Source organism: Simkaniaceae bacterium (assembly GCA_021734805.1).
Classification (GTDB): domain Bacteria; phylum Chlamydiota; class Chlamydiia; order Chlamydiales; family JACRBE01; genus Amphritriteisimkania.
The window spans coordinates 57872-83796 of the sequence record JAIPIG010000002.1; the positions used below are offsets into that span (position 1 = coordinate 57872).

The window sequence follows — 25925 nt, forward strand, 5'->3', positions numbered from 1 at the left end:
CCCAAAGCTAATGGGAGTTATCGTGGAATTATCAAATATGATGTTTATTGTTACACTGATCTTAATCATTTTAGGGATTATCTTTATTGCGGTTACCGGTCGTTTTATTGGGTTATGGTTTCAGGCTTTTGTTTCAGGAACCCCCATTGCCATTCTTAATATCGTCGGAATGAGTTTAAGGAAAATCCCCCCACGCACCATTGTAAATGCAAAAATTAACTCGTATAAGGCGGGTCTTGTTCAAATTACCGTCTCAGATTTAGAAACCCACTATTTAGCCGGTGGCCGCATCCTCGATGTTGTGGCGGCAATGATTGCAGCAGATAAGGCGAATATTGAACTTAGCTGGCGTCAAGCCACAGCGATTGATTTAGCCGGTCGTGATATTTTAGATGCTGTGCGCACTTCAGTTTATCCCAAAGTCATTGATTGCCCTGAAAAGGGACAGCAGTACATTTCTGCCGTTGCTAAAGATGGGGTTGAACTACTCTGCCGCGCACGCGTCACTGTGCGTACAAATATTAAACAACTCGTTGGTGGAGCGACGGAAGAAACAATCATTGCCCGTGTGGGTGAGGGAATTGTCAACTCCATCGGATCATCGAATACGCATCTCGATGTACTTGCTTCTCCGCAATCTATTTCAAAGCTCGTTCTTGATAAGGGGTTAGATGCTCAAACGGCTTTTGAAATTCTCTCCATTGACATTGCCGATATCACGGTTGGAGAAAATATTGGTGCACGTCTTCGAGCAGATCAGGCGGAATCAGATAAACGTATTGCGCAAGCCAAAGCGGAAGAGAGGCGTGCAATGGCCGTTGCTATTGAACAAGAAAATACGGCTAAAGTCACCGATATGCGTGCAAATCTCGTACAAGCTGAGGCTCAAATCCCCATTGCCATTGCCGAGGCATTTAGAACAGGGAAAATTGGTGTTTTAGATTTTTATCATATGAAAAATCTTCAAGCAGATACTCTCATGAGGGAGTCGATTTCCAAAGAAGCGGATAAAGAAGAGGCTGAATAGAGGGTGTCATTATGGAGAAGACTTCAACCGATGTTTTAATCATTTTCCTCTCTGTATTGTTTTTGTTGTTTCGCTTTATTTTCCGCAAAAAAAAACAAGGAAATGCACCGCCGATTCTTCCTCGGGTGCATTCTGAGCCAATACCCTCAAAAAAGCGCTCTCCCGGAGTTGTTAAGGTAAATAACCTCCCTCAACAGTATGAAAAGACGGGTGAGGAAAAAAAAGAGACAAACTTGAGACCTCATCCTCAAGTGGAAACAAAACACTCTCTTCACAGGAAGAGAAAAAGCCATTTCAAGGACGCCCTTCGGAACCCATCCTCTTTAGTTATTGCAAATGCGATTTTAAATCGGCCCTATCAAAGGCCCGATATACAAAGAGAAATCGATGGAAAATAAAATCCCAACACGTTCTGATATCTATCAATTTCCCAATGGCTATTTTGATAGCCTTTCGGCGTTGTATATTCCAAAAGAGTTTCTGCCGGATGAAGGCAGTGCTATTCTTAAAACAAAAAAAATTGCTATTAAAGAACTTGGTGGGGAGGTCCCCTCTGAGTTTAAGATGCGGACAAGATGCGCCTTTGCTATGCTAATTATGCCGTTTGACACGTGGTTTAGAGCCTATTTTTACGTCTGGAGAGCATTAAGAAACTCTGTTAAGAGACATCAAGAAGAAGAAAAACAATATTCTTTAGAGTTTTCTGCTAAATGTGCGATTGCCGTTGCCAATGCCGCGAGCGCTGTTGTTGAAATTGTGCGCATCGTTTTTGCTGAAAGTATGATTTGTTACTCTGCTTTAAAAGGGGTGTTTTTGTGGGATTCTTGTAGGGCCCTTGCTGAAATCGAATATATTTTATATGCGATGTCTTATGAAGATACATTCTATCAAATACATAGTGATCCTCCGGAATTAGATGGTACTCCTCCAAGGAATGTAAAGGCTTCACCGGCGTTGCGCCCGCAGTTATCCAGATCTTCTTCAGCCCCGACTTTCTTAGAAGGATTATCGGAAGCGACTCCTACTAGTATGCCTAGGAAGGAGGAGGAGATTACGCTGACTGATCACATCATAAAATTTTTTATGTTAGCAGAGCATTGTACCATTTCTCCCCTAACTTTAGCGGGATTCCGTGTTCATCATTGGCTATACCGGGACTTATGCAACAAAAGCAGTTTACCGTAATTTGCCGGACCAGCCGAGTTTTGAGCGAAGTGTTGAGTAAAAGTCTCTTCGATTCAGTGTGACAAGTTTGAAGATTTTATCCGATTTTTTAATCGTGATTGAATCATTGGGCTTTAGCTCGTGATTTGCCATTCCGTCTGCAACACATTCAATCGGTTTCGAAGGGCTCAAATACTTAATTTCAATGGTTGCATCCGAAGAGAGAACAAGGGGGCGATTAGAGATTGTATGGGGGCAAATCGGTGTCAAGACGATGGCTTCCAGTTCCGGCACGAGAATGGGGCCGCCGGCTGCTAAAGAATATGCGGTTGATCCATTAGGCGTGGCTAAAATAATGCCGTCAGCTTCAAATGTATTGAGATAAAGCCCATCGACATGAATGCTTACCTCAATCAAAGAGGGGTTCATAGCGCGGTGGATGACAATATCGTTAATTGCATAGCTCGAGTAGGTCTCGTTTGATGCATATAAGATCAATCTTTTTTCAATGACGTATTCGCCTCGAAGTAGATCTTCTAAGCTCTTTTCAATATCGGTAAGGGGAATGTCTGCCATGAATCCGAGGTGGCCAATATTAATTCCCAAAAGAGGGACATTGAGATCGCGGTAGGCGTGAGCATAGGATAAAATCGTCCCGTCACCACCTAAAGAGATTAAAAAATCAATAGAGGAAGAGGGAATGGATGAGAGCGAGGGGCAATTGAGCTCTTTGGCATATGCGTCTTCAATAACGACGTGGACTTTATGGATATGGAAAAAATCAAGGATTCTATGGATTGTTTCATGCGCTTTTTTTTCTATTGCGTAGGCAACAAGGAGGGCGACAATCATTTTAAAGCCTCACTCTTTGGGTTGATGACAAAGACTTCTTTTTTGATCAGACTTTCATAAATTTGCTCAGCTGTCAATCCCAGTTTTTGGGAAAGCTCTTGATGAGAGCCGTGATGGATAAACGTTTCGGGGATTCCAAAATTCGTAACACAGAGGTGTTCAAATCCATTTTGGACAACAAACGAGTTCATGATCGATGCGAGGCCCCCCTTGAGGGAATGCTCTTCAATGGTGATGAGATAGTGATGGGAAGATAAAGCTTCAAATAAAAGCGGTTCATCGAGTGGTTTCACAAAAATGGGGTCAATCACAGTCGCTTCATATCCGAGTTGTTTTAGGAGCTCTTTAAGTTCGAGTCCAACGGACGCCATTGTCCCTAATGTGACAATGCAGACAGTATTTCCTTGGGATAATACCTCTCCTTTTCCAACCGGGCGGCGAACCATGTATTCTTTTTTTGGTGAAGGCGTTGGCAAATTGGGATAGCGAATCGCCGTTGGTTGTTTCCAGTCAAAGCAGTCATGAAGGAGCTCCGTTAAAACCTGAGCATCTCTTGGCCCTGCGATGATCATATTAGGCATTTCATTGAGGAAGCCAATATCGTAAATCCCATTGTGCGTGATGCCATCTCCACCTGCGATCCCTGCACGATCAATAGCAAAGACAACGGGAAGATTTTGAATGCACACATCGTGATAGACGTTATCAAGCGCTCTTTGCAAAAAGGTCGAATAAATGCTCACCATCACTTTAAAAGAGCCGTTTCGTGCGATGCCACCTGCATATGTGACCGAGTGGCCTTCTGCAATTCCCACATCGATGCAGCGTTTGGGAAATTGCTCCATCATTTTAGTCAGGCACGATCCCGCGGGCATTGCAGGCGTGATGACAATAATAGAGTCATCTTCTTTTGCCATTTCAAGCATGGTTTTCCCAAAGACTTGTGGGAAGGTGGAAGATGTCTCGGATTGTTTGTGCATTGTGCCGGTCACTTTATCAAATGGCTTCACACCGTGATAGCTGACCGGATTTTCAATAGCCTTTTTCATTCCTTGGCCTTTAACCGTGCGCAAATGAAGCAAAATGGCTTTGGGGCTTTCCTTTACGGCTTGAAGAATTTCAATCATTTTGCGGATATCATGCCCATCAATAGGGCCGACATAGGACATGTTAAATTGTTCAAATAAAGTGGCGCCACTCACAAGATCTTTGAGAGAGCGCTTAATTTTTCCTCCGCCTTCTGCAAGGGTATTGCCTACCGAGGGGATTTTGGAGAGGGTTTCGCCAAGTTCATGGCACAAGCGATTTGTCGTTGGTGAATTAATCAAGCGGCTGAGGATCTGTGTAACGGCTCCCACATTTTTAGAGATCGACATATCATTATCATTTAAAATAATAATGAAATTCTTAAGCGTTTTTGGAATGTTATTGAATGCTTCATAGAGAAGACCGCAAGTCAAAGTGGCATCTCCAAAAACAGGAATGATCGTATCATCCTTCCCTTGCAAATCGCGCGCCGTCGCCATTCCAAGAGCTAGAGAGAGTGCAGGGCCTGCATGGCCCGTATAAAAGGGGTCATGCTCTGATTCTTCAGGGTGGAAAAAACCCGAAAGCCCCTCATATTTTCTCACGGTATGGAAGCGGTCATTGCGCCCGGTGAGGATTTTATGGGGATAACATTGATGCCCAACATCAAAAATAAAGCGATCCTTTGGGGAATCAAAAACAGCGTGAAGCGCAATTGTCAACTCCACAGCCCCTAAACCGGAGGCGAGATGACCGCCATTAATAGCCATCACATCGATGATGCGCTCGCGCACTTCTTGAGCTAAGACTTCGAGTTCAGAATAAGAGAGGTTTTTGATGTCCCTAGGGGATTGAATCATTTCGAGTAAGGTCATGAAAATATATCTTATCGGTAGGCGGCATCGTTTGTGGTAAATAGCGTTTTTTCGACAACTCCATTGTCATTCACGACAAGATGGTTGTTGCGGTCTTTAAGGAGTTTTTCAATTTTTGTTTGCGCTCCCTTGAGTTTATCATTGCAAAGATGAATCAGCTCATCCGCTTCTTCAAATAAAACAAGAGACTCTTCAAGGGCAATTTCGGATCCATTCATCTTGGAGAGAATTTCTTCTAAACGGCTATACGCCTTTTCAAATGTCAAATTTTTTTTAGGTGTTGTCATAATAGGCCTTATTTGATGTCTTCGACTTGTGAGAGAACTTCCCCATCTTGCATGAGCAATCGAAAGTGCTCTTTGATTTTAAGCTGCTTCGATGAAATGATAACTGAATCTGAGTTTTGTGCAAAGGGAATGCAATAGCCTCTTGAGAGAAGTTTTTTTGGATTGATAGAGGCATAAATATCCTGTAGCGCAACCAGGCGGTTTTTCTTTTTTTCTAAAAGGGTCGCTGTTGCTATGTGTAGCCGGGACTTGTATTGATCGAGACGAAGATTCAGTTCTTTTAGCTGTCTGAGCGGGTTTAAACTCTCTTTTTGTCGGACAAAGCCCTGGATTTTGAGCTGCTTTTCTTTGAGTGATTGCATGAGAGAGCTTTGCAGGTCGTAGTCAATATCATCTACTTTTTGAAAATGTTCCTTTAATAGATAGGTCGGGTCAGAGAAGAGGGGGCTTACCTGAACCGTACGCATGAGGCGATGTGCAACGCGCACTTTGTCTTCAATGGTCTTCGTTAAACTTGCTTCAGCCAATGCAAGCCGGTCTAATAAAGCAGCTTTTTCGCTTGATACGATCTCTGCGGCAGCAGAGGGGGTCGGAGCACGGCAATCTGCGACAAAATCGGCAATTGAGACATCAGTTTCATGTCCTACGGCGGAAATCACCGGGATATGACTTCTAAAAATAGCCTCAGCCACGCAGCGCTCATTAAAAGGCATTAAATCTTCCAAAGAGCCGCCTCCTCTGCCGATGATTAAAACATCTGCCAAGTTAAATCGGTTCATATCATCAATGGCCTGTGCAATTTCAACAGCTGCTCCGGCACCCTGAACTTTCACCGGATTGAGAACGAGGTGAAAGCCGGCATGCCGCCTCTCTAAAACATGGATAATATCTTGAATAACACTCCCTGTCGGGCTGGTCACAACGCCAATGGTTTTAGGAAAGCGGGGAAGGGGTTTTTTATTCTCTTTATTAAACCAACCCAGCTGTTCGAGCTCGGTCTTGAGTTGATGGATTTTCATCAGTAAATCGCCCACACCGGCTGCTTTGGCCCGTTTAACGATGATCTGATACGTTCCCCTGACTTCGTAAACGCCGAGGTCGCCCTCGATAATAATTTGATCTCCCGGCTTGATTTTGAGTGGAGATTGTGCTCGATAGCCTTTAAAAAAAACGCAGTTGATTAAACTTTTATCGTCTTTGAGGGTGAAATACTCATGCCCTGAAGCTTGAAGTCGATAATCTCCGACTTCTCCCTTCACACAAATCCCCTGAAAGCCCGGCTCAATTGCCATTTTAATGGCTCGGTTTAGAGCCGATACCGATAAGACACCTTTTGCGTCATCCATATGTTTTCCTAAAATAATTGCTGAAGCATAAAAGAAAAAAAAGAAGGATGCATTAAAAAAATGCACCCTTCAGCTTTTTAAGCCAGCTATTTGATCATCCCGCGCAACGTTATTCTGCCGGGTTAGGTTTAGGTGAAATGCCTGCCCCATCAACAGATTCAATGACTTTTTTTGCTACCTGAGAAATTTTGCCTTGTGCTGCATCCGAACTTATCGCAGGGATCTTAGCTAGAACATTGGTCGATGTGTGGAAAACATAAGAAGCAATGCTTCCCTTTTGAGTTGCATCTCCTTGGACTTCGAGCCATTGTAAAAATGAGACGCTCAAGGGGATAAAAACTGCTTTAAATGCTTCAGCTATGTTTTGCGCACTTTCCTGAATGGGGACAATATTCCCGGTAGAAAGAGCCTTAATATTTCGAGTCGAAAAGAAATCAACAATCGGTTTAGAAAGGGTGTCTTTTTTGGGGGGGGTATAAATAGTGCGTTTGGGTGTTTCCGAAGCGTCTTTTGGGCTTTTTCCCATCCATGCTGCAAGATGTCCTGCCCATGTTCTTTTTTCTAGTGCAGATTCAGGAAGCTTAGCCGCTTCAGGCATTTCCTCTGCTAAGAAATAGGTGAGAGCAACTGCAGTTGCGAGTGTTGCTGCAAGTTCTGCGCTTCTGGGTAAAAGATTGAGCTCACTTGGTTGGATGATATTTGTTAAAGGGCGAATTTCCCGAGTCACCAAAGAGCTCCCGGGAATCAATTTTATCATGTATGAAAGAGGGAGAGATGCAATTGCAGTGATAGCGATTTGCATGATGCGTGCGATTTGGACGATAGCTCCTGATTGAACTGCACAGTATCCCAATTGGGCTACAGCTTGGGCTGTTCCAAAAAGAGCGTTGTAGAAATCATGATTCACAAAGGGAACGAGTGAGGTTGGTTCTTTGCTTGTTGCTGCTATTGCCGCCATAAATAAACTCCTTTAATTGAGTTTTAAAATATTAAAGTCATTAAAAATTTATAAAACTCAAATGTTTCGATGATAGTTAACTTTTTTTAAACCCATCTTGCTCCTCTCGGAGTGTTAAGATTGTGTTTAAAATTCTTTAAGAATGTTTGTACATTATCCGAAATGAGGTATTTTCGCCAACAAAAAAACATATAATTAAAATTTTTGTTGACGTTTTTCTAGGGTATGTTCCTAAGATGAACGCATATTTTTTTCTTGAGTTTTCGAGGGGAATCGATGTAGTCTTCAGATTGATATTTTGATAAGGAGGGCATAGGTGAGAGAAAAGGTTATTGCAGCTAATTGGAAAATGAATAAGACAGCTGAAGAGGCGACTGCATTTTTAGAGGAATTAATTCCTCTTGTGCAGGGGCACAATGCTTATATTGCAGCTCCCTATACGGCTTTGTCTGCCTTGAGCTCATATCCTCATCCTCAATCCATTCGCATTGGCGCGCAAAATATGAGTCGGTATGTTGAGGGGGCGTATACCGGAGAGATTTCCATACGCATGCTCCAAGAATTTAATATTGATTTTGTCATTTTGGGACATTCGGAAAGGCGGCACCTTTTTTTTGAAAGCGATGCCGTGATCCGAGAAAAAGTGCATTTGGCTCTGAGCGAAAAGCTGTTGCCGATTTTATGTATTGGTGAAACGCTCGAAGAGCGGCGTGCAGGGCAGATGGATCAAGTGCTTAAACGCCAAATAGAAAGTGCATTAAGCGGGGTCAATATTGGAGGGGGAAAGGAGCTGGTTTTAGCTTATGAACCGGTTTGGGCTATTGGAACGGGAGAGGCGGCAACGCCAGATATCGCAGAGGAAGCTCATCGCCATTGCCGCAAGTGCTTAGCGGAAATCGTTGGAAAAAATAGTGCAGATTCGATTACAATTTTGTACGGTGGTTCCGTAAAGGCCTCAAATGCTCAAGAATTGCTTGAAGAGCCCAATATTGATGGATTTTTGGTCGGAGGAGCCTCTCTCGATCCAAAATCATTTGCCGAAATTGTAAAAAGTTAAAGGAAAATTCATGTCATTTTTATTTTATTTGCTCCTCACTCTTTTTTTAATCGTTGCATTCCTTTTATCATTTGTGGTGCTGATTCAGGAGAGCAAAAGTATGGGACTGGGATCAGCTTTTGGGTCAGATAACGGCTCCTCCGTATTTGGGACGGCTACGGCTGACGTTCTAAAAAGTTTTACGGGTTGGATGGCAGTTGTCTTTGCTTCCTTGTGTATTATTCTTTCAATCTGGTCCGCCGCAGGAACTCAAAACTATATGCCTGTGCCTACTGTTATTGAGCAAGCAAGTGGGGAGTAGTTCTGTGGTCAAACTTCCTCTTTGTTATTTTGGCCACCCGGTGCTCCGCAAAAAATGTGCTGAGCTCAAAGAGATAACAGATGAAATTAGAACATTGGTGGATAATCTAAAAGAGACTATTTCGCCTCCTTACGATGTCGGAATTTCTGCCCCACAGGTTGGCAAGCCTATCCGTCTCTTCATCACAAATGTCATTGGCGAAGATGAGAACTGGCACCCCCTTTTTGGTGAGCCTCAAGTCTTTATTAATCCGGTCCTCTCTGATCCGAGCGACACTCGCATCTGTGTTCCGGAAGGATGTTTGTCGATCCCGGGTGTTTATGGCGATGTTTGGCGTCCTGAATCTATTACGATTGAAGCCATGGATATCGAGGGCAATCTCTTCAAAGAAAGGGCAACAGGCTACCGTGCCCGCGTGATCATGCATGAAAATGATCATATTAACGGCGTCCTTTTTATTGATCGACTCGATCCCAAAGATCGACGCCGCATCGAACACAGCCTTCAAGCGATCAAACGCAAATACCGCTCTTAGAGATGAGTTAAAAACTAATCAGCGACAATCCAAATGAAACTTGTTTGTTGTCGGTCATTTGCATATAGGAAAGGCGAAACTTCCAATGCGATGTGATCATGCGATAAAGGTCAATTCGATATTCCATATAGGAGGGTTGATTGCGCCGTCCCCATCCGGTGTGAGACTCAAATTGGAGTGTCCAGTTAGGGGGGATATTGAGTTGAGTGCGCACTAAAAACAAATTCCTCTGATCGGAAATGGGCGTGTTGATGAGCTCGCTCGCAGGCCTTGTGACATCGAGGATAAAGTTTTCCTCATTATCCTTGCGGTAGTAATATTTCGAACGATGTAAAAAGTCGAGGCCGATTGCAAAATACTCATTAAGTGTCCATTTAACACCAAGATTGGCTTTGTCATAGAGTTTTTCTTGGTTGTTATAAATCACATCTCCCGTCAGTGAGAGTCTTGGAAAGTGAAGGGCGATATGCGATCCGATTTTTGCAAATTTTCCCGTGAGCTGGGGCGTATCAAAAAAGCGGTAGGCAAAAACATCCAAAAGAAAGCGGGGTGATCCCGGCATATCAGAAGTGTATAAAGTATTTTCAAGGCCAATTTTCAGTTCATTGATCCGCTCATACCCATCTCTCAAATCAAAAATATAATGATTGCGTTGTTTCATGGGGCGCAGGCTTTCATATTTAGCATAGGGTTTTACAAAGTGGTGCAGCGACTTGAAGTGGCGTGTGAGTGTTGTCGATCCTTGAATTCCATAGGTGAGCAAGTTTTCAATAATCGATTGGTCCTGAGGGGTTTTGCTGTAAAGAATGCCGCGGTATCCGACATTGGGGCTGAGAGTCATATTAAGCAGGTGAAAGGGGCGATAAAGTGTTTGATGGCTCTCCAAGCGGATGCTATGAAAGCCGGGGATGTCCCGGCCCAAGTCCCTTGGATAAGCATAGTCAAGAAAAGAGGCTTGAAGGGCATTATTCATCATGATTTTTGAGCTGCCAAATTCAACGGGATGTATACCGCAGTAAAGCGTGGGAAGCTCTTGCTTAAACCCCTGAAATTTATTGATGTTAGGCCGGACATATACATCAGTGACTGCAGCGGGATTGATATGATTGGCAATGAATTCAGTGCGCTTTGCCGTATTTAATTCAAAGTCATCGCTAGGGAAATCACCCGGCATATTGCGGTCGCTAATCCAATCGTAGCGAAAAAATGCCCGGGTATTTTTATCTTCACTCTGTGCACGCCCAATTCCTTGCAGTCTCCAGCGCGTCATCCGTTTATTGGGGTCAAAATCAGCCCAAAACGTGTCGTGAGCTAAATAACTTTTAGATTTAAATGAAAGAGCGCTCTTTTTGGACTTGTAGTCCGTTTCAAAAGCTCCGCCAAATCCGCGATTGACTCTAAAATCGAAGCGAAAAAACAAACTCGCCTCTTCCCAAGAATAGATGCGATAGCGCATTGAAAACTTTGGACCCTGCCCGCGATCCCAAGTGACATTATAGCGGATCGAAGTGTCTTGGAATAGATCGAGATTGGCTTTAAAGACGGGGAGATAAAAAATAGGAATGCGGGCTACGCGAAATTTTGTTGCTTTTGCCCTCAAAAGAGCGGGATCTTCGAGTTTGATTTCTTTAGCAATAATGTCATACTCGGGGGGATCTGTCTCACTCGCCGTTAAAAAAGCATTTTGGATGGTAATTGATCGGCTTGCATCGAAGGTGATTGTATCACCGCCAATGATCCATAATCCATCATATGTTTTCCCTTGGATCAAAGTCCCCGAGGCTTCTTTGATATTGTAATAAAAGTCTTTCCCAATGAAAACGCGCTTATCATAAATCAGCATTAAATCACCATGCGCCTTGATTGTTCCCTCAATTTGGTTGTAGGTGATTTCTCGAGCTTGGAGGTGAAGCACCTCATTTTTAATCACTCCTCCATGCGATGTGGATAAAACGGAGCGCTCTAAAGTGGGGTCTCTGAGACGAATATCTAATCCGCATTCCTCACACATTCGAGTCGAATTGTCTTCAGGCGTTTGACAATAGCCTAGGTTAGCAAGGCACAAGGATGTAAATAATACGCAATGCGAAAAATAACGTAACCTCGACTTTGTACAATTTTCAGCGCGATTTTCACAATCTTTTAACATACAATCAGTTACCAATTCCTGTAATGGCGTGTTCAAGCCGATTGCAGGAATTGGTAACTGATTGTATGTCAAAATCTTGCAAAACTTGCGTCCGAAAAATGTACAAAGTCGAGGTAACGGCATTCACTTCATCGATCATGAAAATTATAATGCGACTATCATCTCTAGAAAAGGTGTTTTTTTCAATGAATAGCTAATAGAAGAAGTCCACCGAGAGCGGGTCGATTCTTTATATTGCCGTCTTTTAAAGCATTTAAAATGCAATCGATGCTTAAAGTTTCGTGTTTTCGTGCAATCGCTTCAAAAGATTCAACAAGAAGAGCAGAGTTTTCTTCGGGCGTCAAATGATAGTTCGATGTGATCTCAACATCGAGCGTGCGAGGAGCAATGGGCCGAAAACGGATGAGCTCCGTTCCTTTTTGCTCATTGATCCAACTTAAAAACTTTTCACCATATTCACCGGCATTGCCGAGTCGATAAAGACCTAAAAGGCAATAGGAGCGAATGAGGGGAGACCCTATTCTGTTCGCGTTGTATTGTAAAAGAGTGATCGCCTCATCGGTGTGGATGTTTTCAAGTAGACGGACAACTAATGGGATAAGTTGTTGTTGTCCTCGGTCGAAAATCTCTTTTGCAAGGGAGATAAAACCTGAGTTAGGAAGCTCCATGGCTTGCATCAGCATTTCTTCTTTGAGATTCCATGTGATTGAAGGGAGATCAACTTGCAGCTTTTCTGCCTGTTGGGTTGCAGAAGGGACGGGACGCCATGCAATAAAAGCCCTTCCCAATGAAAAATTGGGGATAAACCCAATGTCGCTCATATCTCGAATTAAAAACTGCATTAAAGAGGGGAGCGATCTCGGATCGCGTTTTCTCAGAAGAGCCATTACAGCATTGAGCTGAATCATCGGATCTTCATTCTGGGAAAGGTTGTAGAGAAGGTCTTCGGTGAGTGGGAGGTCGCTGAGCATTTGGATGGCAAAGGGATTGCCCGTCATGGCCATTTCTTGGATTTTAATAGCCATCGACTCGTCACCTAAGCGAAAAAGAGATAATAGAGCGGCAAGTCTGACTCCTTCATAGGGAGAGTCTAAAAGTTCTTTGAGCACTTCAATGCTGCTTGAATCGTTTAAAAAACCAACGACAAGCGCAGAGGCTTCCCTTTCTGCCGGGTTGGGATGGCTCAGGGCTGTCTTCACATCGGGAAGGAGATCATCCCGCATATATTTAGCAACGGAGAGAAGGGCAGATAATCTGACTTGTAAATCCCGATCGGCGATTAAAGCTTTCAATGCCGAAGTTGCCTCCGGAGAGTCGAGAGAGGCAAAAAAATCGGGAAAAAAAACCTTGAACTCATGGGGGAGCATGCGCATGAGGGAGTCGGTATGGGCAAGGGCTAATTTTGAGCGGCGCGCAGTGAGGTGATGAAGTGTTTCTAGGCGGATCATTAAAAATTCCGACGACATTCCTTTTGCAATGAGGTCGTCAATCGCATCATTATTCATGCGAGAGAGGAGCTGAAGCGCAACGAGTTGCACATTAGGATGGGGATTTCTCACGGCATGTTCCAGAAAGTTTTCAACACGAGCTAAACTTGAGATGGCGGCGCCATATAAACTAATCATTCCCGTTTCCAAGTCTTTGCTTGCACAACCTTGTTCAATTAAAATGCGCCCAATCTCTTCTAAGATTTCAAAATCATGTAGGCCGGTTTCTTGATGGTAGTTCTGATAGGCTTCGATTGCCCGTTCAACTTTTCCTGCACTCATTAAAAATAAAACATGCCTTGGATCGATATCGCTCCATAAGAGCGAGAGGGAAGAAAGAACGGTTAAGCAGAAGGTTTTATATATTGCCATATATCAATTCTCATTTTGACGAGGAGATCTCGTGTTGCATTCATGGGAAGGCCCATGACGTTATAAAAGCAGCCATCGATATTTTTAATCAATAGCGATCCGATGCCCTGAATCGCGTAACTCCCTGCCTTGTCTAAGACATCGACGTGTTTGATATAGGCTTTGATTTGCTCGGTGTTGAGTTGATTAAATTCGACAATTGTCGATTCAGAGGCAGTATGCACCTCATTTCCTCTGCGAATGGCAACCCCCGTCACAACTTCGTGTTTCTTGCCGTTGAGACGCGTCAGCATCTCATAAGCCTCCTCAAATGAGGAGGGTTTATTCAGAACGTCTCGCCCAAAAAAAACGGCGGTATCGGCCGTTAAAATGACCGAATCAGGATAGTCTCGTGCTAGAGCGCTCCCTTTTTCAACAGCAATTGTTTCGACATAGTCGCGAGCAAATCCCTGAAAGGGAACGGAGCGTTCATCAAAGATAGAACCTGCGACTTGAAAAGGAATGGAAAAAAAAGAAAAAATTTCTTGGCGACGTTGAGATTTTGAACCTAAAATAATCATAACTGAAAAATTAGCATACATCCACTTGACGTCAATGCTAATGCAGATCTCAATTAAAATCTATGATCAGGATCATTTAAAGTTTGATGGAGATAGTGGATGATATGTCTCCATGTGTAGTCATGCCCCGATCTTTCAATTTCGGCTCTAATAGAGCCTGTAGAAAGAAGAGGAGATTCTTTAAAGGCTACGTCTAGTAAAGCGTGATACCCTTTGAACAAATCAAACTCAGAGGGCATGATTTTTTTTGCCGGATCGTCAATCAGAGAAACTAATGCGCTAACGTGTTGTCGTAGTCTCTCCATTAGTTTTTTAGCAAAAGAGACTGCCGAAGTATCGGATAAGAAAATATCAAGGAGAGCATTCCATTGAGGGAGCTTATTTTTAAAATGCATGACCTCATCGGTCATTAGCCCTGATGCTTTGGCTGCTTCTATAAGAGCAGTATGCTTTTCAGGAGAGGGTTGTTTAAGTCGATAAAGAGCGTCTGTCATATCGTCTGCTGAACATAGGCTACGAGGCATATTGTCATTGAAAATTTTCCTCCAAGCTTCGATGCTTTCTGGAGTGGGACTACCAATTTTCCCCTCAATGATAAGACCTTTTGCTATTGCTTGGTTTTTAATTTTCTCTTTAATTTCCGGACTGTTCGGAAGAGAGGCTTTGATAAAAATGGCAATCCAGTCAGCTTTTTGACCGGCAGTTGATAGTTGTATTTTGCGCTCGCTGAGCAATTTCTTGTCTTCTGCCTGCTTGGTGATACGGGCATAAACTGACGGACTTGAGTCTCTAAGCTCTTGTAGCTTCATTGCAATATCTCGCTCACTCAAATCTGATTTCAAATCGGGATCTAAAAGAATCTGATGTGCCGGTGTAAAAGAGAGGTGCTCTCTTTTGCATTGATATTGAGCTCCGACTCTTTCGATCTCTAATGCAGGACGTGTTGAAACCAATTCAGCGTCTCGACCGGTTGCAGCTGCTTCAGCTCTTGGAGGGGCTAGAGGAAGATTTCTTGCACTATAAAGTCTTGGATCCGGTTCGGCATCCTGAGTTGAGGCCCGTGAGGGGCCGCGAGGCGGAGTTGGGCTTCTTGAAGTCGCAGCTGCCGCAGCCGGCATTGCGTCCGATGAAGGAAGGTGGTCTCGAGTTCCTCTTTGAGGAGGTCTTGAAGTTGCAGCTGCAGAGGCAGGTTCTGCTACAGAAGGGCTACTATCCTTTAGCGTAAATGGAAATAACTGGGTGCCCCCAGGTGTAAGATCGCCCGGATGCATCACGGTTAGTAGCGAGCTCAGTTGATCAAGATTGAGTCTTTTTGAAATCATAGCTTTTGCGTCTTCCATGCGCCCAAAGACTCTAAGAGAGAGTATGTCATGGGGGTCATACAATCGGTATGAGACCTCGCCATCTTTTCGTGTAACAACAATTGAAGAATAATAGCCACCATTTTGGAAGATGACTCCGATGCTCTTGTCGTCATTTCCGGGAAGATGTTTTTCAACTAGGGTATTCAATGCGCACTCATAGGCAAGTTTAGGAGCCTCATGTAAGGAGTCACCATCGTCACTCTGACCAACCCCTATGCAATCACGATCATAGTTAATTTCTTCGTATTGAGGTTTCGCGTCGTTATCCCAATGTAAGAGAGGTTCACTATAATCACTTCGGCTATATGTGAACTTAGCATATTTTCGTGCGCCGGCTTCTGTCGCTTGGTCAATACATTCAGGAGTAAAAAAATCATCCTCCTTATCAGCGTGCTTTAAGAGGAAAAGAGCTCCTTCAGTCGCTGTAAATGAGCAAGCATTGCATCCGCTAATTTCAACACTAGAGAAACCAAGGTATATGGGAAAAGTAAATCGATATTCCCCTTGGTGCTTTGATCCGTATTGAAGATAAGGGGCAACTGCAGAGGGTTGGCAAAATCTATCAGGTGGGGACACCCCTAATTTATAAGCAAGCTCTTTGATTGTATTTATGGGATCAAGTATAATACTTAAGTTATCGCTATTTCTAGCGGATTCCGGTAATTTGTCTACTCGATCTAAAATTGATTCATAAACCTCAATATTACGGCTGAGTTCGTTTCTTAAGTCTTGAATTGCTGTGTGTGGGAGTTTTTCCTTGGCAAGGATGTTAATCCGTTGATCAAGATCTCCTAAGCTTGAGGAGTCCAAAAAATCTTTTGTGATAGCAAGAAGTGAATCTGCCGTTGGTATATGGGGTCGAGAATTGCTTAGAGCTGCCATAATATAAAATCACCTTTTTATATATTTATTTTAACATATAAGCGATTAAATATGTGGGTATTAGCGTGGGTTTTAGTAAGTTATTTTTGAGTCTAATAGATTGGTAGTCAAAGAGATAGGATTTTACTTTAAACTATTGCTGATCAGGTGCTTGTGGATAAATAAGACGGATGGGGCTTTCGGTTTTTGAGGCCATTTTGTGTAAGATACTGTAAACAAGCTGTTTATGTTTTTGGACCAGTGGAGTAATTGCCTTTCCTCCTCTTCGCCTTCTTCGTGTCCCGGATAGCAGGTGATGGAAATGATGCCTCCGGGGTTAAGGAGTTCTAGGGCTTTTGAGACGCTCTGAAGGGTTGTATTGCCTTGCGTTTTGACCTGTTTATCAGAGCCGGGGAGGTAACCGAGATTGTAGACGATCAGGTGAGGAGAGCAAGGGGGGAGGATTTCATGGGATTGGTGGAGGAAATGGATTGTGGGTTGTTTTTGCTCAAAGGGGGCGTTGGCTAGTCTTTGCCGTGTTGATCGGATTGCATCTTCCTGAATGTCAATACAGTATAGGGATCCTTGGGGGAGGAGAAGAGCGAGGGCAAGTGCGTCGTGGCCATTGCCGCAGGTGGCATCAATAGCCGTATCATTTGGCTTAAGATGCTCTTTCCATAATCGGTGTGTGAGTTCAATGTGTGGCTTCATGGGTAAGCATTGTCTTACTCTTTGATTTAACGGGCAACTTAAAAATCCTATAGCGCTAACATAACCAATCGCTCTCAGAAAAGACAAAATTATAAGAAAGTCGAGTGAAAATACTCTTGCGATCAATTGGTTAAATGCAGTATTGTTTTGACAAATTTCATTCCAAATGGGGTATTAGCTCAGTTGGTTAGAGCGCCACCTTGACATGGTGGAGGTCAGCTGTTCGAGTCAGCTATATCCCATTCATTTGTGTTATTAGATCTATGAAAGCCGTCAGAAAAGACTATATTGCCCCTCAAGTTCTTGCTTATATTGTTAAGTCTCTTTTTTCTCGCACAAAACTCGTTGGAGGCGGATCTAACCCGGTCGCTTTCTATTACCATTTTATTTTTGATTTTGAGTTTTCCGATGAGATCGTGCGCCTTATTGAAGAGAATTTGCGCGCCTTCTTTAATGCGCCTAAAAGCATTGAAATGATGGAAATGATCCCTTCTAATGCGCGCGAGCTTTTGAAGCATCATGGGCACTTCATTCGAGCAGACAGTGCAAGTCAAAGCGCTCTTCCCATTGTTTCCGTCATAAAAATTGAAGAGTTCTATGATCTTGTCGGAGAGGAGTTTATCTGTCAGGTCCCTTTTCAGGTTGCAAAGATTGTCGGCTGGGAGGTCGTTTCCGAGTGGAAAAATCGCCCCGTTGTTCGCATTACTGCCGTAGGGGCTGAGGATCAAAGCGCGCTGAAAGAGAAGATCAAAGCTTACCGCCACGCTCATAAATATAGTCATGAGCTTTTAGGAAAAAAACTGCACTTTTTTTCGATTGAAGAAGACGGGGTATATTGGAGTGATCAAGGGGAAAAAATCAAAACAATTTTGCGCGATACCTGGTATCGAGAATTGAAATATTTCAATGTCGATTTGATTGCAACGCCGGGTTTTGATCCTTTGCAAGAGCGCTTTGATCGTTATCAAGCGCTCCATAAGAAAAAACATCGCCTTGCCGAATGGGGGCTTGTTGATCGAGGCGAGGCAGATGGAGAAGGGTTATTTGCTCTTCCCCAAGGGTTTTGCGATTGCCTTCGCTTTGAAGGGTCTCAAAAAGTGCTTGAGGAAGATTTAAAAAATTGTCTTTGTTTTATCAACTCTCTTTGGGAGCGCTCGGGCCTAGTTCAAGAGCCTTTGAGCGATGTGAGTTTGAGTGCGCTTATGGAGTCTCCTGAGGGCATTTACTTGAGGGTTTTAGACGTCTATGGAAGAGCGCATCCGCTCTCCTTTTTGTCGGTTTCTGCCGTTGGACCTCACACGTTCCAACTCGATGTGAGTGTGTTTTGTGACCTTGAAGCTTTTGTTGCGCTTGTCATCGAGAAAAATGAGGGCGAGATACCTTATTTTTTAAATCCTGTTCAAATTGAAATTGGGTTTTTAAAAAAGGATTTTGAATCAGCTGCCATTGAATTTAAAAATGAATGTGAAAAATTAGGGCTTCGGGTGCGGTTTTATCGCGAAGCGTTTGGGACAAAATCAGAGGCAATTCAAAGGGCGCAGATCTCTCATGCCCCTCACTTTATTGCGCTCATCGATGCTAAGAGCGTGCTGTATCGCTCTTTAGGAAAGAAAAAATTAGAGACGACTTCACTTGAAAAAATCGCAAATTTGTTTTTAATCAGTGCATAAAAGTCGTAGGAAATGTTAGACTTGGGCCAAAGTTTTTTTATCTGAGGTATTTCTACACTTGAGAGTAAACAGAGAAATTAGAGCACCGAAAGTTCGTGTGATTGGATCTGATGGGAAGCAAATTGGAATTATTTCTTCCATGGAAGCGATGAGATTGGCTGAAGAAGAAGGACTGGACTTAGTAGAGATATCTCCTAATGCTAATCCTCCTGTTTGTAAAATTGTTGATTACGGTAAGTTCCGTTACCAGCAGACAAAGAAGGAAAAAGAGAGTAAAAAATCTCAGCATCAGATTAAGGTAAAAGAAATTAAGGTTAAACCCAACATCGATAAACACGATCTCGACATTAAATTAAAACATGCGCGAGATTTTATCGAGAAAGGGTATAAAGTGAAGGTTACTTGTATGTTTCGCGGTCGTGAAGTGATGTTCATCGATTTAGGACATAAAGTGGTCAATTATTTAGTGCAGCACCTCCAGGATGTTGCAACTCCGGAAGGCAATGCAAAAATGTTTGGGAAAAGTCTTCTCGTCATTTTAGCGCCCGGAGCAAAAAAGAATTATAAGCAAGGGAGTCTAAACAGTGACCAAGGTTAAAATGAAATCCTGCAAGGCGATGAAATCCCGTTTTAAAGTGACTGGCACAGGTAAACTTGTCAGACACAAACAAGGGCGTCGTCATATTTTGACAAAAAAATCATCAAAGCATAAGCGCCATCTCGCAGCTCCTGACTTAGTCAAGTCTTCACACTTGGATAAGTATAAGATGATGATGGGCGTAAAGTAAAAGATATTGAGGGAATCCAATGGTAAGAGTAACTAGCTCAACAGCAAGACATCGCAGGAGAAAGCGCCTTTTAAAGAAAGCAAAGGGGTTCTTTGGAGACAGAAAGAATCACCTCCGCTTGACAAAAGATGCTGTTATGAATGCGATGGCTTTCAACTACATTCATAGAAAACAGAAGAAAAGAGAATTCAGATCGCTCTGGATTACACGTATTTCAGTTGCCGCTAAAATTCATGGAATTTCATACAGCAAATTCATGGATGGCTTGAAAAAAGCCGGTTGTTTAATCGACCGCAAAATGCTTTCTGAACTTGCAATTCACGACCCAAAAGGGTTTGCTGCAGTTGTCAATGAAGCGAAAGCAGCTCTGGTATAAATCCGACTGTTTTATCTTGAATAAAAAAACGCTGAACTCAATTATGAGCTCAGCGTTTTTTTATGACTGTATATATTTATCAAATCAACCCCCTTAGCCATTCCTTAGAGCTTTTTCAGAATATATTATCAGAAAAAGAATGGGAGCGGGCATCGAATTACAAGTTCAAAAGAGATCGCCATCGTTTCATTGCCACGAGAGGTTCTTTAAGAGTTCTTCTTTCAAGAGAGCTCAACGTAGATCCTAAACGAATCGAGATATTTTCAAATCCCTTTGGCAAGCCTGAAGTTAAGGGGATGCATTTTAATGTCAGTTACAGTCATGAAAAATCCCTTATTGCAATTTCGTCTTATGGTCCAATTGGGATTGATATCGAATGCTGCCACCCTAAGGTTTGGTCGAAGTCAGCGGAAGATTTTCTTTTTTCAGATGCCGAAAAATCGCATTCCTCTATACTGCTTGAAAATGAAAGAAAAAAATATTTTCTTTCTGTTTGGACAAAAAAAGAAGCTTGGGTGAAGGCGATGGGAATAGGTCTTACGGATCATCTCAATCGACTCGATACTGAAGATCTCCAATGTGAGTGGACTTTCCATCCGCTGCAGTTAGAGGATCCATACATCGCTCACCTTGCAACAACTCGTGAGGAAGCAAATGTGCGCTGCTGCAACTACTGCCTATGAAATGAAATTAGATGTGCTCTATGATAATCGGTCATCTGATGCGAAGATGAGAGAGGGATTTGGCTTTGCATGCTATATTGAGTGGCAAGGAAGAAAAATCTTATTTGATACCGGTGGTAATTTAGAGGCTTATTTAGACAATTTGAGAGAAAAAGGGATTAAACTCGATGAGATAACAGATATTTTCTTTTCCCATAAACACTGGGATCATACAGCCGGTTTTGAAGAAGTATTAAGTCGATTGAAGGAGGGGACTAAAGTGATTTTACCTGCTCCATTTCCCAAATCATTCGATAAAAAAATTCCTCGGGGCCTTCTTGTCATAAGAGTAGATAGCAGTGCTGATCACGGCAGTGATATTCACTCCATCGTATTGAAAGGGGGAGTTTGTGGACTGTACGAGCAGGCTCTTTTCTTAAATCGTGCCGATAAAAAGGGGGTGATTGTTGTCACCGGATGTGCTCATCCCGGGATTATTCGTATCATCAGAGCCGCTCAAGAGAAGTTAGGAGTGCCCGTTTATATGGTGATTGGGGGATTTCATTTGCATCACAGTTGGTCATCGACATCTGCGGCTGTTGTCAAACAATTTAAAGAGCTCGGTGTTGAAAAAGTAGCGCCTTGTCATTGTGCGGGTGTGCGCGCGATGAGTCAATTTAAAGAGGCTTATGGCGAGGACTATATTCTCACTGCAACCGGTACTGAAATAGTCGTTTAGAGCACTTTTTTGCAAATGTCGGCAATTTGATGTAAACACGCATTTTGCAAGATCGAAGAGTGGTCCGTATCGAAGGAATGAATGGCAATATTTCCTCTTGTGATCAAATTCCACCCCCAGTGATCTTCATAACAGTGGGGATGTTCTTTAAGGTGGCTGCTCTTAATTTGGGTTGCTCGCATCAACACAATTGGTAACTCAGAAGTTTTGGGCTGATAATTAATCAGGGCGGAGATGTTATTTTTAAAGACGGCAAAGAGATTGTCCTTTGCCTCGACTTCCATTTGATCCAGGATTCCTTGATATTCTTCTAAAAACCATGTTTGTAGTGTCGCTGCATTTGGGATATTGCGTTTTATCGGTGCAGGGGAATCAATCATAATAAGCGGAAGGAGACTTTCACCCATTTTTTGTAATTGGAGGGCCATTTCATAAGCAACAACACCTCCAAATGACCAGCCTCCTAAGCGATAAGGGCCTGTTTTTTGAGCCTTGCGAATGAGACTCAGATAATGCTCAGCCATTTCTTTTACAGTAGGAAGAAAAGGTCTAGATTCCATATAACCGGGTGATTGAAAAGCATAAATGGGTCCCTTATAATTTAAATGCTCTGCAAATTCAGTATAGCAAAGCGCTCCTCCGCCCGAAGGGTGGACTAAAAATAAAGGAGATTTATCTCCCTCTTCTTTTAAAACGACAAAAGAAGTGTCTTCGTTCTTTTTTTCATTTTCAAGTAGCCCGCGAATCGATCCTTTTTTAAATAGTAGCGAAAGGGGAATAGAAAGGCCCAATTGCTTTTGGCATTGATGAATCATTTGAAAAGCAAGAAATGAGGTTCCGCCCAATGAAAAAAAGTTGTCATTTCTGCTGACTTTTTCTATATGGAGAAGATCTTTCCAAATATTGGCCATTTTGATTTCCATAGATCCAACAGGTTCTTCGTAGACTTCACTTTGATCCTGCACCCTGAGTTGGGCAAGCAGCGTTTTTGTATCGATTTTTCCGTTTGATGTCAGGGGAAAATGATCGAGTTGAACAAATAAAGAGGGGGTCATATAAAATGGCAGGGTAGTTTCAACATGTGATTTCATCCATTCTACATCGATTTTTTGTTCGCTTTTATAAAAGGCAACAATGCGTTTGGCTTCATTTTTGTCTCCGGTTATTCTGACAACAACGCCATCAATGGGATCAAGTGATGCAATAGCTGCTTCGATTTCCTCGAGTTCAATGCGATAGCCTTGAACCTTAACTTGAAGATCTTCTCTTCCTAAAAATTCGATATTTCCATCCGGATGTAGTCGTCCTAAATCTCCGGTCCGATAAAGGCGTTTTCCCGATTTGGGATCAAAGACAAAAGCCTCTTTAGTTTTTTGATCATCGCCGAGATACCCACGAGCGAGTCCTTCTCCTCCGATGTAAATCATTCCGGGGGTAAATAGAGGTTTAGGCTTTAAATTCTCATCTAAAACCATCATTTGTTGGTTGGGAAGAGGTTTTCCATAAGGAATGCTCACCCAAGAGGGATCTACAGTTTCAATAGGATAATCATTTGACCAAATGGAAGCTTCAGTTGCACCGCCTAAGCTGATCACTTGAGCTTTAAAAAATCGGGATATGCGATGAGGCAAAGCTGTAGGGATCCAATCACCGCTCATTAAGATAAGGCGAAGAGATTCATTGCAAAGAGGGGACAGTTCCAAATAATCGATGAGTACTTGCATTAGAGCCGGTGCTGAATTCCATATCGTAATTTGGTGGTTGCCAATGGCATCAATCCAAGCAGAGGGGTTTTTTACTTCGTCATCTGTTGGGATAAAAAGCGATCCCCCATATGATAAAGGGGCAAAAATATCAAAAACTGACAAGTCAAAAGAGAGTGAAGCGAGCGCAATTGAGCGGTCTTTCTCAGAAATTTGATATTTTGAGCCCATCGATTTGATCGTGTTTTTAGCGGCCCGGTGTTCAATCATCACTCCTTTGGGTATGCCTGTTGATCCCGAAGTAAAAATAACATATGCGAGATCATTTGGTTGTTGGATAGGAGTGGGAATAGCAAAATCAGATCCCATCACAACATTTTCTAAGAGGAATGTACGTACGGATAGGTTGAGTTGAAATCCCTTTTGAATCACAGCTCCTTTGCACTGGCTGATAGATAAAATCTGCTCAATTCTTTGTTGTGGAAGTGCAGCATCAATTGGAATATAAGCAGCTCCGCAGGCGTGAATCGCTAGAGCTGCAGCGACTTGCTCCCATCCTTTATCCATAATAATTGCAATACACTGATTCGGTTGGATGGCCAATTCTTTTAGTTGCTTTGATAAAAACAATGCTGTGTGAGCTAACTCCCCATAGGAGATAGTTTCATTTGAAGTGATTAAGGCAATATTTTGGGGCCGGCTTTGAGCGCATTGAAAGAAGTCAATGTGCAGGTAATCTTCAACCGGATGAGATCCCGTTGCATTGGCTTTTTCAACAATTTCGAGATCGCGTTTAGGTACAAGGCTTTCCGGGATTGAAGCGCAATGAGCCACTGTTTTTAAAAGCGTTTGATAGGTTTCAAACATCGCACCAATCATTCCCTCAGGAAAATAACCATCACGTACATCCCAGTAAAAACTCAACGAACCATCATCATCCTCAAAAACTTGATGATCAACCCAAACCTGTGGCGTTTCAAGTTGATTATATGAAACGCCTCGTCCATACCATTTGAACAGCGAGGGCTCTCTTTCTTCTTGAGGTGGGCGTAAATTAAGGGCGCAAGCAAAGACAACAGGCATGGCAGCCGCTTTAGAGCCGTTGCGTCGTCGATTGAGTTCATTGAGGACTTTAATGCCATTAAAAGAACTATGCTCGAGATCTTTGAGCAATTGTTCTTGAATGCAGTGTGCCTTTTCCTCTAATGTCCTTTGTCCTGACAAGTTCATTTCAAGAAGAAGCGTGGTGCTGAAATTAGCAACAATACGATCGATATCGGGATGAAGTGGAGGTCTATTAAAAAACATCACATTTAATGTGAAATGGGGGGATTTACTCCATGTTTTTAAAACCTCTCCATATAAAGTCATTAAAAGAGCCGCGACGGTAATCCCCATGGATGAAGCTCTTTTTTGAAAGCTTTTCCACTCGTTGGGCTCCAGTCTTCCAAAGCGTCTGACAAATTCGGGGGTATTGTCATCTTGAAAGGTTGCCGTTGGGAGTTCGGGAGCCTCGGGTAATTGATCAATGCGCTGAAACCAATAAGCTTTTGCTCTTTTTAACGCTTCAGTTTCTTTGTCAAGAGCTAGAATGCAATCTCGATATTGAACTGTTAACTCGGGTTGGAAAAAACTTTGACGCCGGTAATAAGAGGAAAGCTCGTCGAAAATCACTTCAAGACCTGTGCCATCTGCAATGAGTAGATCAAAATAAAAATGGACTACAGTTTTTGAGGTGTTTAGCTGAGTGCATTGCACCTCAAATAATGGCCATTGTCCATGATCTCTAGCTGTTTTTGTCATTGATTTTCGGACGCAAAGATAATCGTTATGGTTCAATTTGATATGATAATAAGGCACTTTTTCAAGAACATGTTGTGTGCCGTCTTCCAAAATCACGGCTCGGAGCATATCGTGCCGCGCAATCAAATGATTCAACGCTTGTTCCAGTCTCTCAATATCTAAATGCTCGATTTCATTTTCGGAATAGATATGCGAATAGATTCCTCCTAAGGAAAAGGCATCTGTCCGGCCTAAGAGATAGGCGCGTTGAATATCTGTCATAGGAAAGGGGGTAAAACGGTGTGCTGCATCATGTTGAAGTATGGATACTATTTCATTCGAACTATCGCGTTTGGCAAGTAGCTCGGCTTGTTTTTCAATGGTTGGATACATAAAAATATCGGGCAAAGCGATGTTTTTTTTCAGTGTGCGCTTAATTTTGAGGACTAGCTGCATTGCTAAGAGAGAATGGCCTCCTAATGCAAAAAAATGATCCCTGATTCCAATTGTTTCCGCAGACAGTAGTTCACTCCATAATGCTTGCAAAGCCTGTTCGGTTTCATTTCTTGGGGCGATATAATTTTCGCTTCGGGCCATCGTCTTAATTTGAGGTTCCGGTAATTGTTTGATATCGAGTTTGCCATTTGGGCTAATGGGAAATTGATCAACAACGACAAATGCGCTGGGGATCATATAATCGGGGAGATCAATTCCTAATTCATCAGATAAATTTGAGATTTCTGAAGCCTCGCAATTGTTTTGGAGCAAAAGATATGCAGCGAGATATTTTTGCCTGTGGGAGTCTTCTTTAGCAATGACTACCGCATTTTTAACTAAAGGGTGATTTTTCAAAACGGATTCAATTTCACCTAGCTCAATGCGGAACCCCCTCAACTTAACCTGAAAATCTATACGCCCTAAATACTCAATCGCGCCATCGACTTGAAATCGGCATAAATCACCCGTGCGATAAAGTCTTTCACCTTTTTTCAAAGGATGAGGAATGAATTTTTCTTGAGTGAGTTCTTCTTGATTTAAATATCCCCGTGCAAGACCGATGCCCCCAATAAAAAGTTCGCCTACAGCTCCAATTGCAACGGGCTGCAATGCAGAGTCGAGAATATAGATTTCAATATTGACGCGATGTGCGAGTTTTCCTGACGGAAAACTGCACATGATTAATGGCGGATAAGCTGCTCAAATTGCAAAGGCCCATTCTTTATGCTCAAGTTGAGTTTAATACTGGCCGTATGCGCCAGTATTTTTCTCCAAA

Annotated in this window: 23 protein-coding genes and 1 tRNA gene; 13 read left to right on the forward strand and 11 right to left on the reverse strand. The window is 42.7% G+C overall.

The window, feature by feature from the left end; all coding sequences use genetic code 11:
• Window positions 1–22 precede the first annotated feature (22 nt).
• Genes floA through K9M07_00815 form a run of 3 tightly spaced genes read left to right on the forward strand, consistent with a single transcriptional unit; the run spans window position 23 to window position 2212 of the window.
• Window positions 23–1027: a flotillin-like protein FloA gene (gene floA / locus K9M07_00805; GenBank protein ID MCF7851762.1), complete on the forward strand. Its 1005-nt coding sequence runs from the start codon at window positions 23–25 to the stop codon at window positions 1025–1027.
• Window positions 1028–1038: 11 nt separating this feature from the next.
• The gene (locus K9M07_00810) at window positions 1039–1425 is read left to right on the forward strand and encodes a hypothetical protein (protein MCF7851763.1); all 387 of its coding nucleotides are present in this window, start codon (window positions 1039–1041) and stop codon (window positions 1423–1425) included.
• Window positions 1415–2212, forward strand: coding sequence for a hypothetical protein (locus tag K9M07_00815; GenBank protein ID MCF7851764.1), 798 nt, complete (start codon window positions 1415–1417; stop codon window positions 2210–2212). Before K9M07_00810 ends, K9M07_00815 begins: the two co-directional genes overlap by 11 nt.
• Here the strand turns inward: K9M07_00815 and K9M07_00820 are convergent.
• The 5 genes from K9M07_00820 to K9M07_00840 form a co-directional block, all read right to left on the reverse strand.
• Window positions 2204–3043, reverse strand: coding sequence for an NAD(+)/NADH kinase (locus tag K9M07_00820; protein ID MCF7851765.1), 840 nt, complete (start codon window positions 3041–3043; stop codon window positions 2204–2206). The two genes, K9M07_00815 and K9M07_00820, sit on opposite strands and share 9 nt — an antisense overlap.
• Window positions 3040–4944, reverse strand: a complete 1905-nt coding sequence (locus tag K9M07_00825; GenBank protein ID MCF7851766.1) for a 1-deoxy-D-xylulose-5-phosphate synthase — start codon at window positions 4942–4944, stop codon at window positions 3040–3042. The genes K9M07_00820 and K9M07_00825 overlap by 4 nt, the downstream gene beginning before the upstream one ends.
• A gap of 11 nt (window positions 4945–4955) precedes the next feature.
• Window positions 4956–5231 carry an exodeoxyribonuclease VII small subunit gene (gene xseB, locus K9M07_00830; GenBank protein MCF7851767.1) on the reverse strand — a complete coding sequence of 92 codons (276 nt, stop codon included), beginning with the start codon at window positions 5229–5231 and terminating at the stop codon, window positions 4956–4958.
• 8 nt (window positions 5232–5239) lie between these two features.
• Window positions 5240–6577: an exodeoxyribonuclease VII large subunit gene (gene xseA / locus K9M07_00835; GenBank protein ID MCF7851768.1), complete on the reverse strand. Its 1338-nt coding sequence runs from the start codon at window positions 6575–6577 to the stop codon at window positions 5240–5242.
• Window positions 6578–6686: 109 nt separating this feature from the next.
• Entirely contained in the window at window positions 6687–7535 is an 849-nt protein-coding gene (locus K9M07_00840) for a hypothetical protein (protein ID MCF7851769.1), read from the reverse strand.
• 349 nt (window positions 7536–7884) lie between these two features.
• On the opposite strand from K9M07_00840, the gene tpiA reads away from it, so the two are divergent.
• From tpiA to def, 3 genes are read left to right on the forward strand one after another with little or no spacing between them, the layout of a single operon-like run.
• Window positions 7885–8592, forward strand: coding sequence for a triose-phosphate isomerase (gene tpiA, locus K9M07_00845; GenBank protein ID MCF7851770.1), 708 nt, complete (start codon window positions 7885–7887; stop codon window positions 8590–8592).
• Window positions 8593–8602: 10 nt separating this feature from the next.
• Window positions 8603–8893 (forward strand): preprotein translocase subunit SecG, encoded by a 291-nt coding sequence (gene secG / locus K9M07_00850; GenBank protein ID MCF7851771.1) that lies wholly within the window; start codon window positions 8603–8605, stop codon window positions 8891–8893.
• A 4-nt stretch (window positions 8894–8897) separates the two neighbouring features.
• Entirely contained in the window at window positions 8898–9428 is a 531-nt protein-coding gene (gene def / locus K9M07_00855) for a peptide deformylase (protein ID MCF7851772.1), read from the forward strand.
• A gap of 7 nt (window positions 9429–9435) precedes the next feature.
• On the opposite strand, the gene K9M07_00860 is transcribed toward def, so the two are convergent.
• From K9M07_00860 to K9M07_00880, 5 genes are all read right to left on the reverse strand, one after another.
• A complete protein-coding gene (locus K9M07_00860; GenBank protein MCF7851773.1) occupies window positions 9436–11577 on the reverse strand; it encodes a hypothetical protein in 2142 nt (713 codons plus the stop codon).
• Window positions 11578–11759: 182 nt separating this feature from the next.
• Window positions 11760–13436 carry a HEAT repeat domain-containing protein gene (locus tag K9M07_00865; protein ID MCF7851774.1) on the reverse strand — a complete coding sequence of 559 codons (1677 nt, stop codon included), beginning with the start codon at window positions 13434–13436 and terminating at the stop codon, window positions 11760–11762.
• Complete coding sequence (locus tag K9M07_00870; protein MCF7851775.1) at window positions 13409–13996, reverse strand: Maf family protein; 588 nt, start codon at window positions 13994–13996, stop codon at window positions 13409–13411. Before K9M07_00870 ends, K9M07_00865 begins: the two co-directional genes overlap by 28 nt.
• A gap of 53 nt (window positions 13997–14049) precedes the next feature.
• The gene (locus K9M07_00875; GenBank protein ID MCF7851776.1) at window positions 14050–16242 is read right to left on the reverse strand and encodes a hypothetical protein; all 2193 of its coding nucleotides are present in this window, start codon (window positions 16240–16242) and stop codon (window positions 14050–14052) included.
• A 123-nt stretch (window positions 16243–16365) separates the two neighbouring features.
• Window positions 16366–16932, reverse strand: coding sequence for a class I SAM-dependent methyltransferase (locus K9M07_00880; protein ID MCF7851777.1), 567 nt, complete (start codon window positions 16930–16932; stop codon window positions 16366–16368).
• Between the two features lie 168 nt (window positions 16933–17100).
• On the opposite strand from K9M07_00880, the gene K9M07_00885 reads away from it, so the two are divergent.
• The 7 genes from K9M07_00885 (at window position 17101) to K9M07_00915 (ending at window position 21167) form a co-directional block, all read left to right on the forward strand.
• A tRNA-Val gene (locus tag K9M07_00885) sits at window positions 17101–17174 on the forward strand.
• Window positions 17175–17195: 21 nt separating this feature from the next.
• The gene (locus K9M07_00890; protein ID MCF7851778.1) at window positions 17196–18602 is read left to right on the forward strand and encodes a hypothetical protein; all 1407 of its coding nucleotides are present in this window, start codon (window positions 17196–17198) and stop codon (window positions 18600–18602) included.
• A 58-nt stretch (window positions 18603–18660) separates the two neighbouring features.
• The gene (infC, locus tag K9M07_00895) at window positions 18661–19200 is read left to right on the forward strand and encodes a translation initiation factor IF-3 (GenBank protein MCF7851779.1); all 540 of its coding nucleotides are present in this window, start codon (window positions 18661–18663) and stop codon (window positions 19198–19200) included.
• A 1-nt stretch (window position 19201) separates the two neighbouring features.
• Window positions 19202–19390, forward strand: a complete 189-nt coding sequence (gene rpmI / locus K9M07_00900; protein ID MCF7851780.1) for a 50S ribosomal protein L35 — start codon at window positions 19202–19204, stop codon at window positions 19388–19390.
• 19 nt (window positions 19391–19409) lie between these two features.
• Window positions 19410–19766, forward strand: coding sequence for a 50S ribosomal protein L20 (rplT, locus tag K9M07_00905; GenBank protein ID MCF7851781.1), 357 nt, complete (start codon window positions 19410–19412; stop codon window positions 19764–19766).
• Window positions 19767–19828: 62 nt separating this feature from the next.
• On the forward strand, window positions 19829–20449 hold the full coding sequence (locus K9M07_00910; GenBank protein ID MCF7851782.1) for a 4'-phosphopantetheinyl transferase superfamily protein: 621 nt from the start codon (window positions 19829–19831) through the stop codon (window positions 20447–20449).
• Window positions 20421–21167 carry an MBL fold metallo-hydrolase gene (locus tag K9M07_00915; protein ID MCF7851783.1) on the forward strand — a complete coding sequence of 249 codons (747 nt, stop codon included), beginning with the start codon at window positions 20421–20423 and terminating at the stop codon, window positions 21165–21167. Before K9M07_00910 ends, K9M07_00915 begins: the two co-directional genes overlap by 29 nt.
• Here the strand turns inward: K9M07_00915 and K9M07_00920 are convergent.
• Window positions 21164–25828 carry an amino acid adenylation domain-containing protein gene (locus K9M07_00920; protein MCF7851784.1) on the reverse strand — a complete coding sequence of 1555 codons (4665 nt, stop codon included), beginning with the start codon at window positions 25826–25828 and terminating at the stop codon, window positions 21164–21166. The genes K9M07_00915 and K9M07_00920 overlap by 4 nt on opposite strands.
• Window positions 25829–25925: the final 97 nt, after the last annotated feature.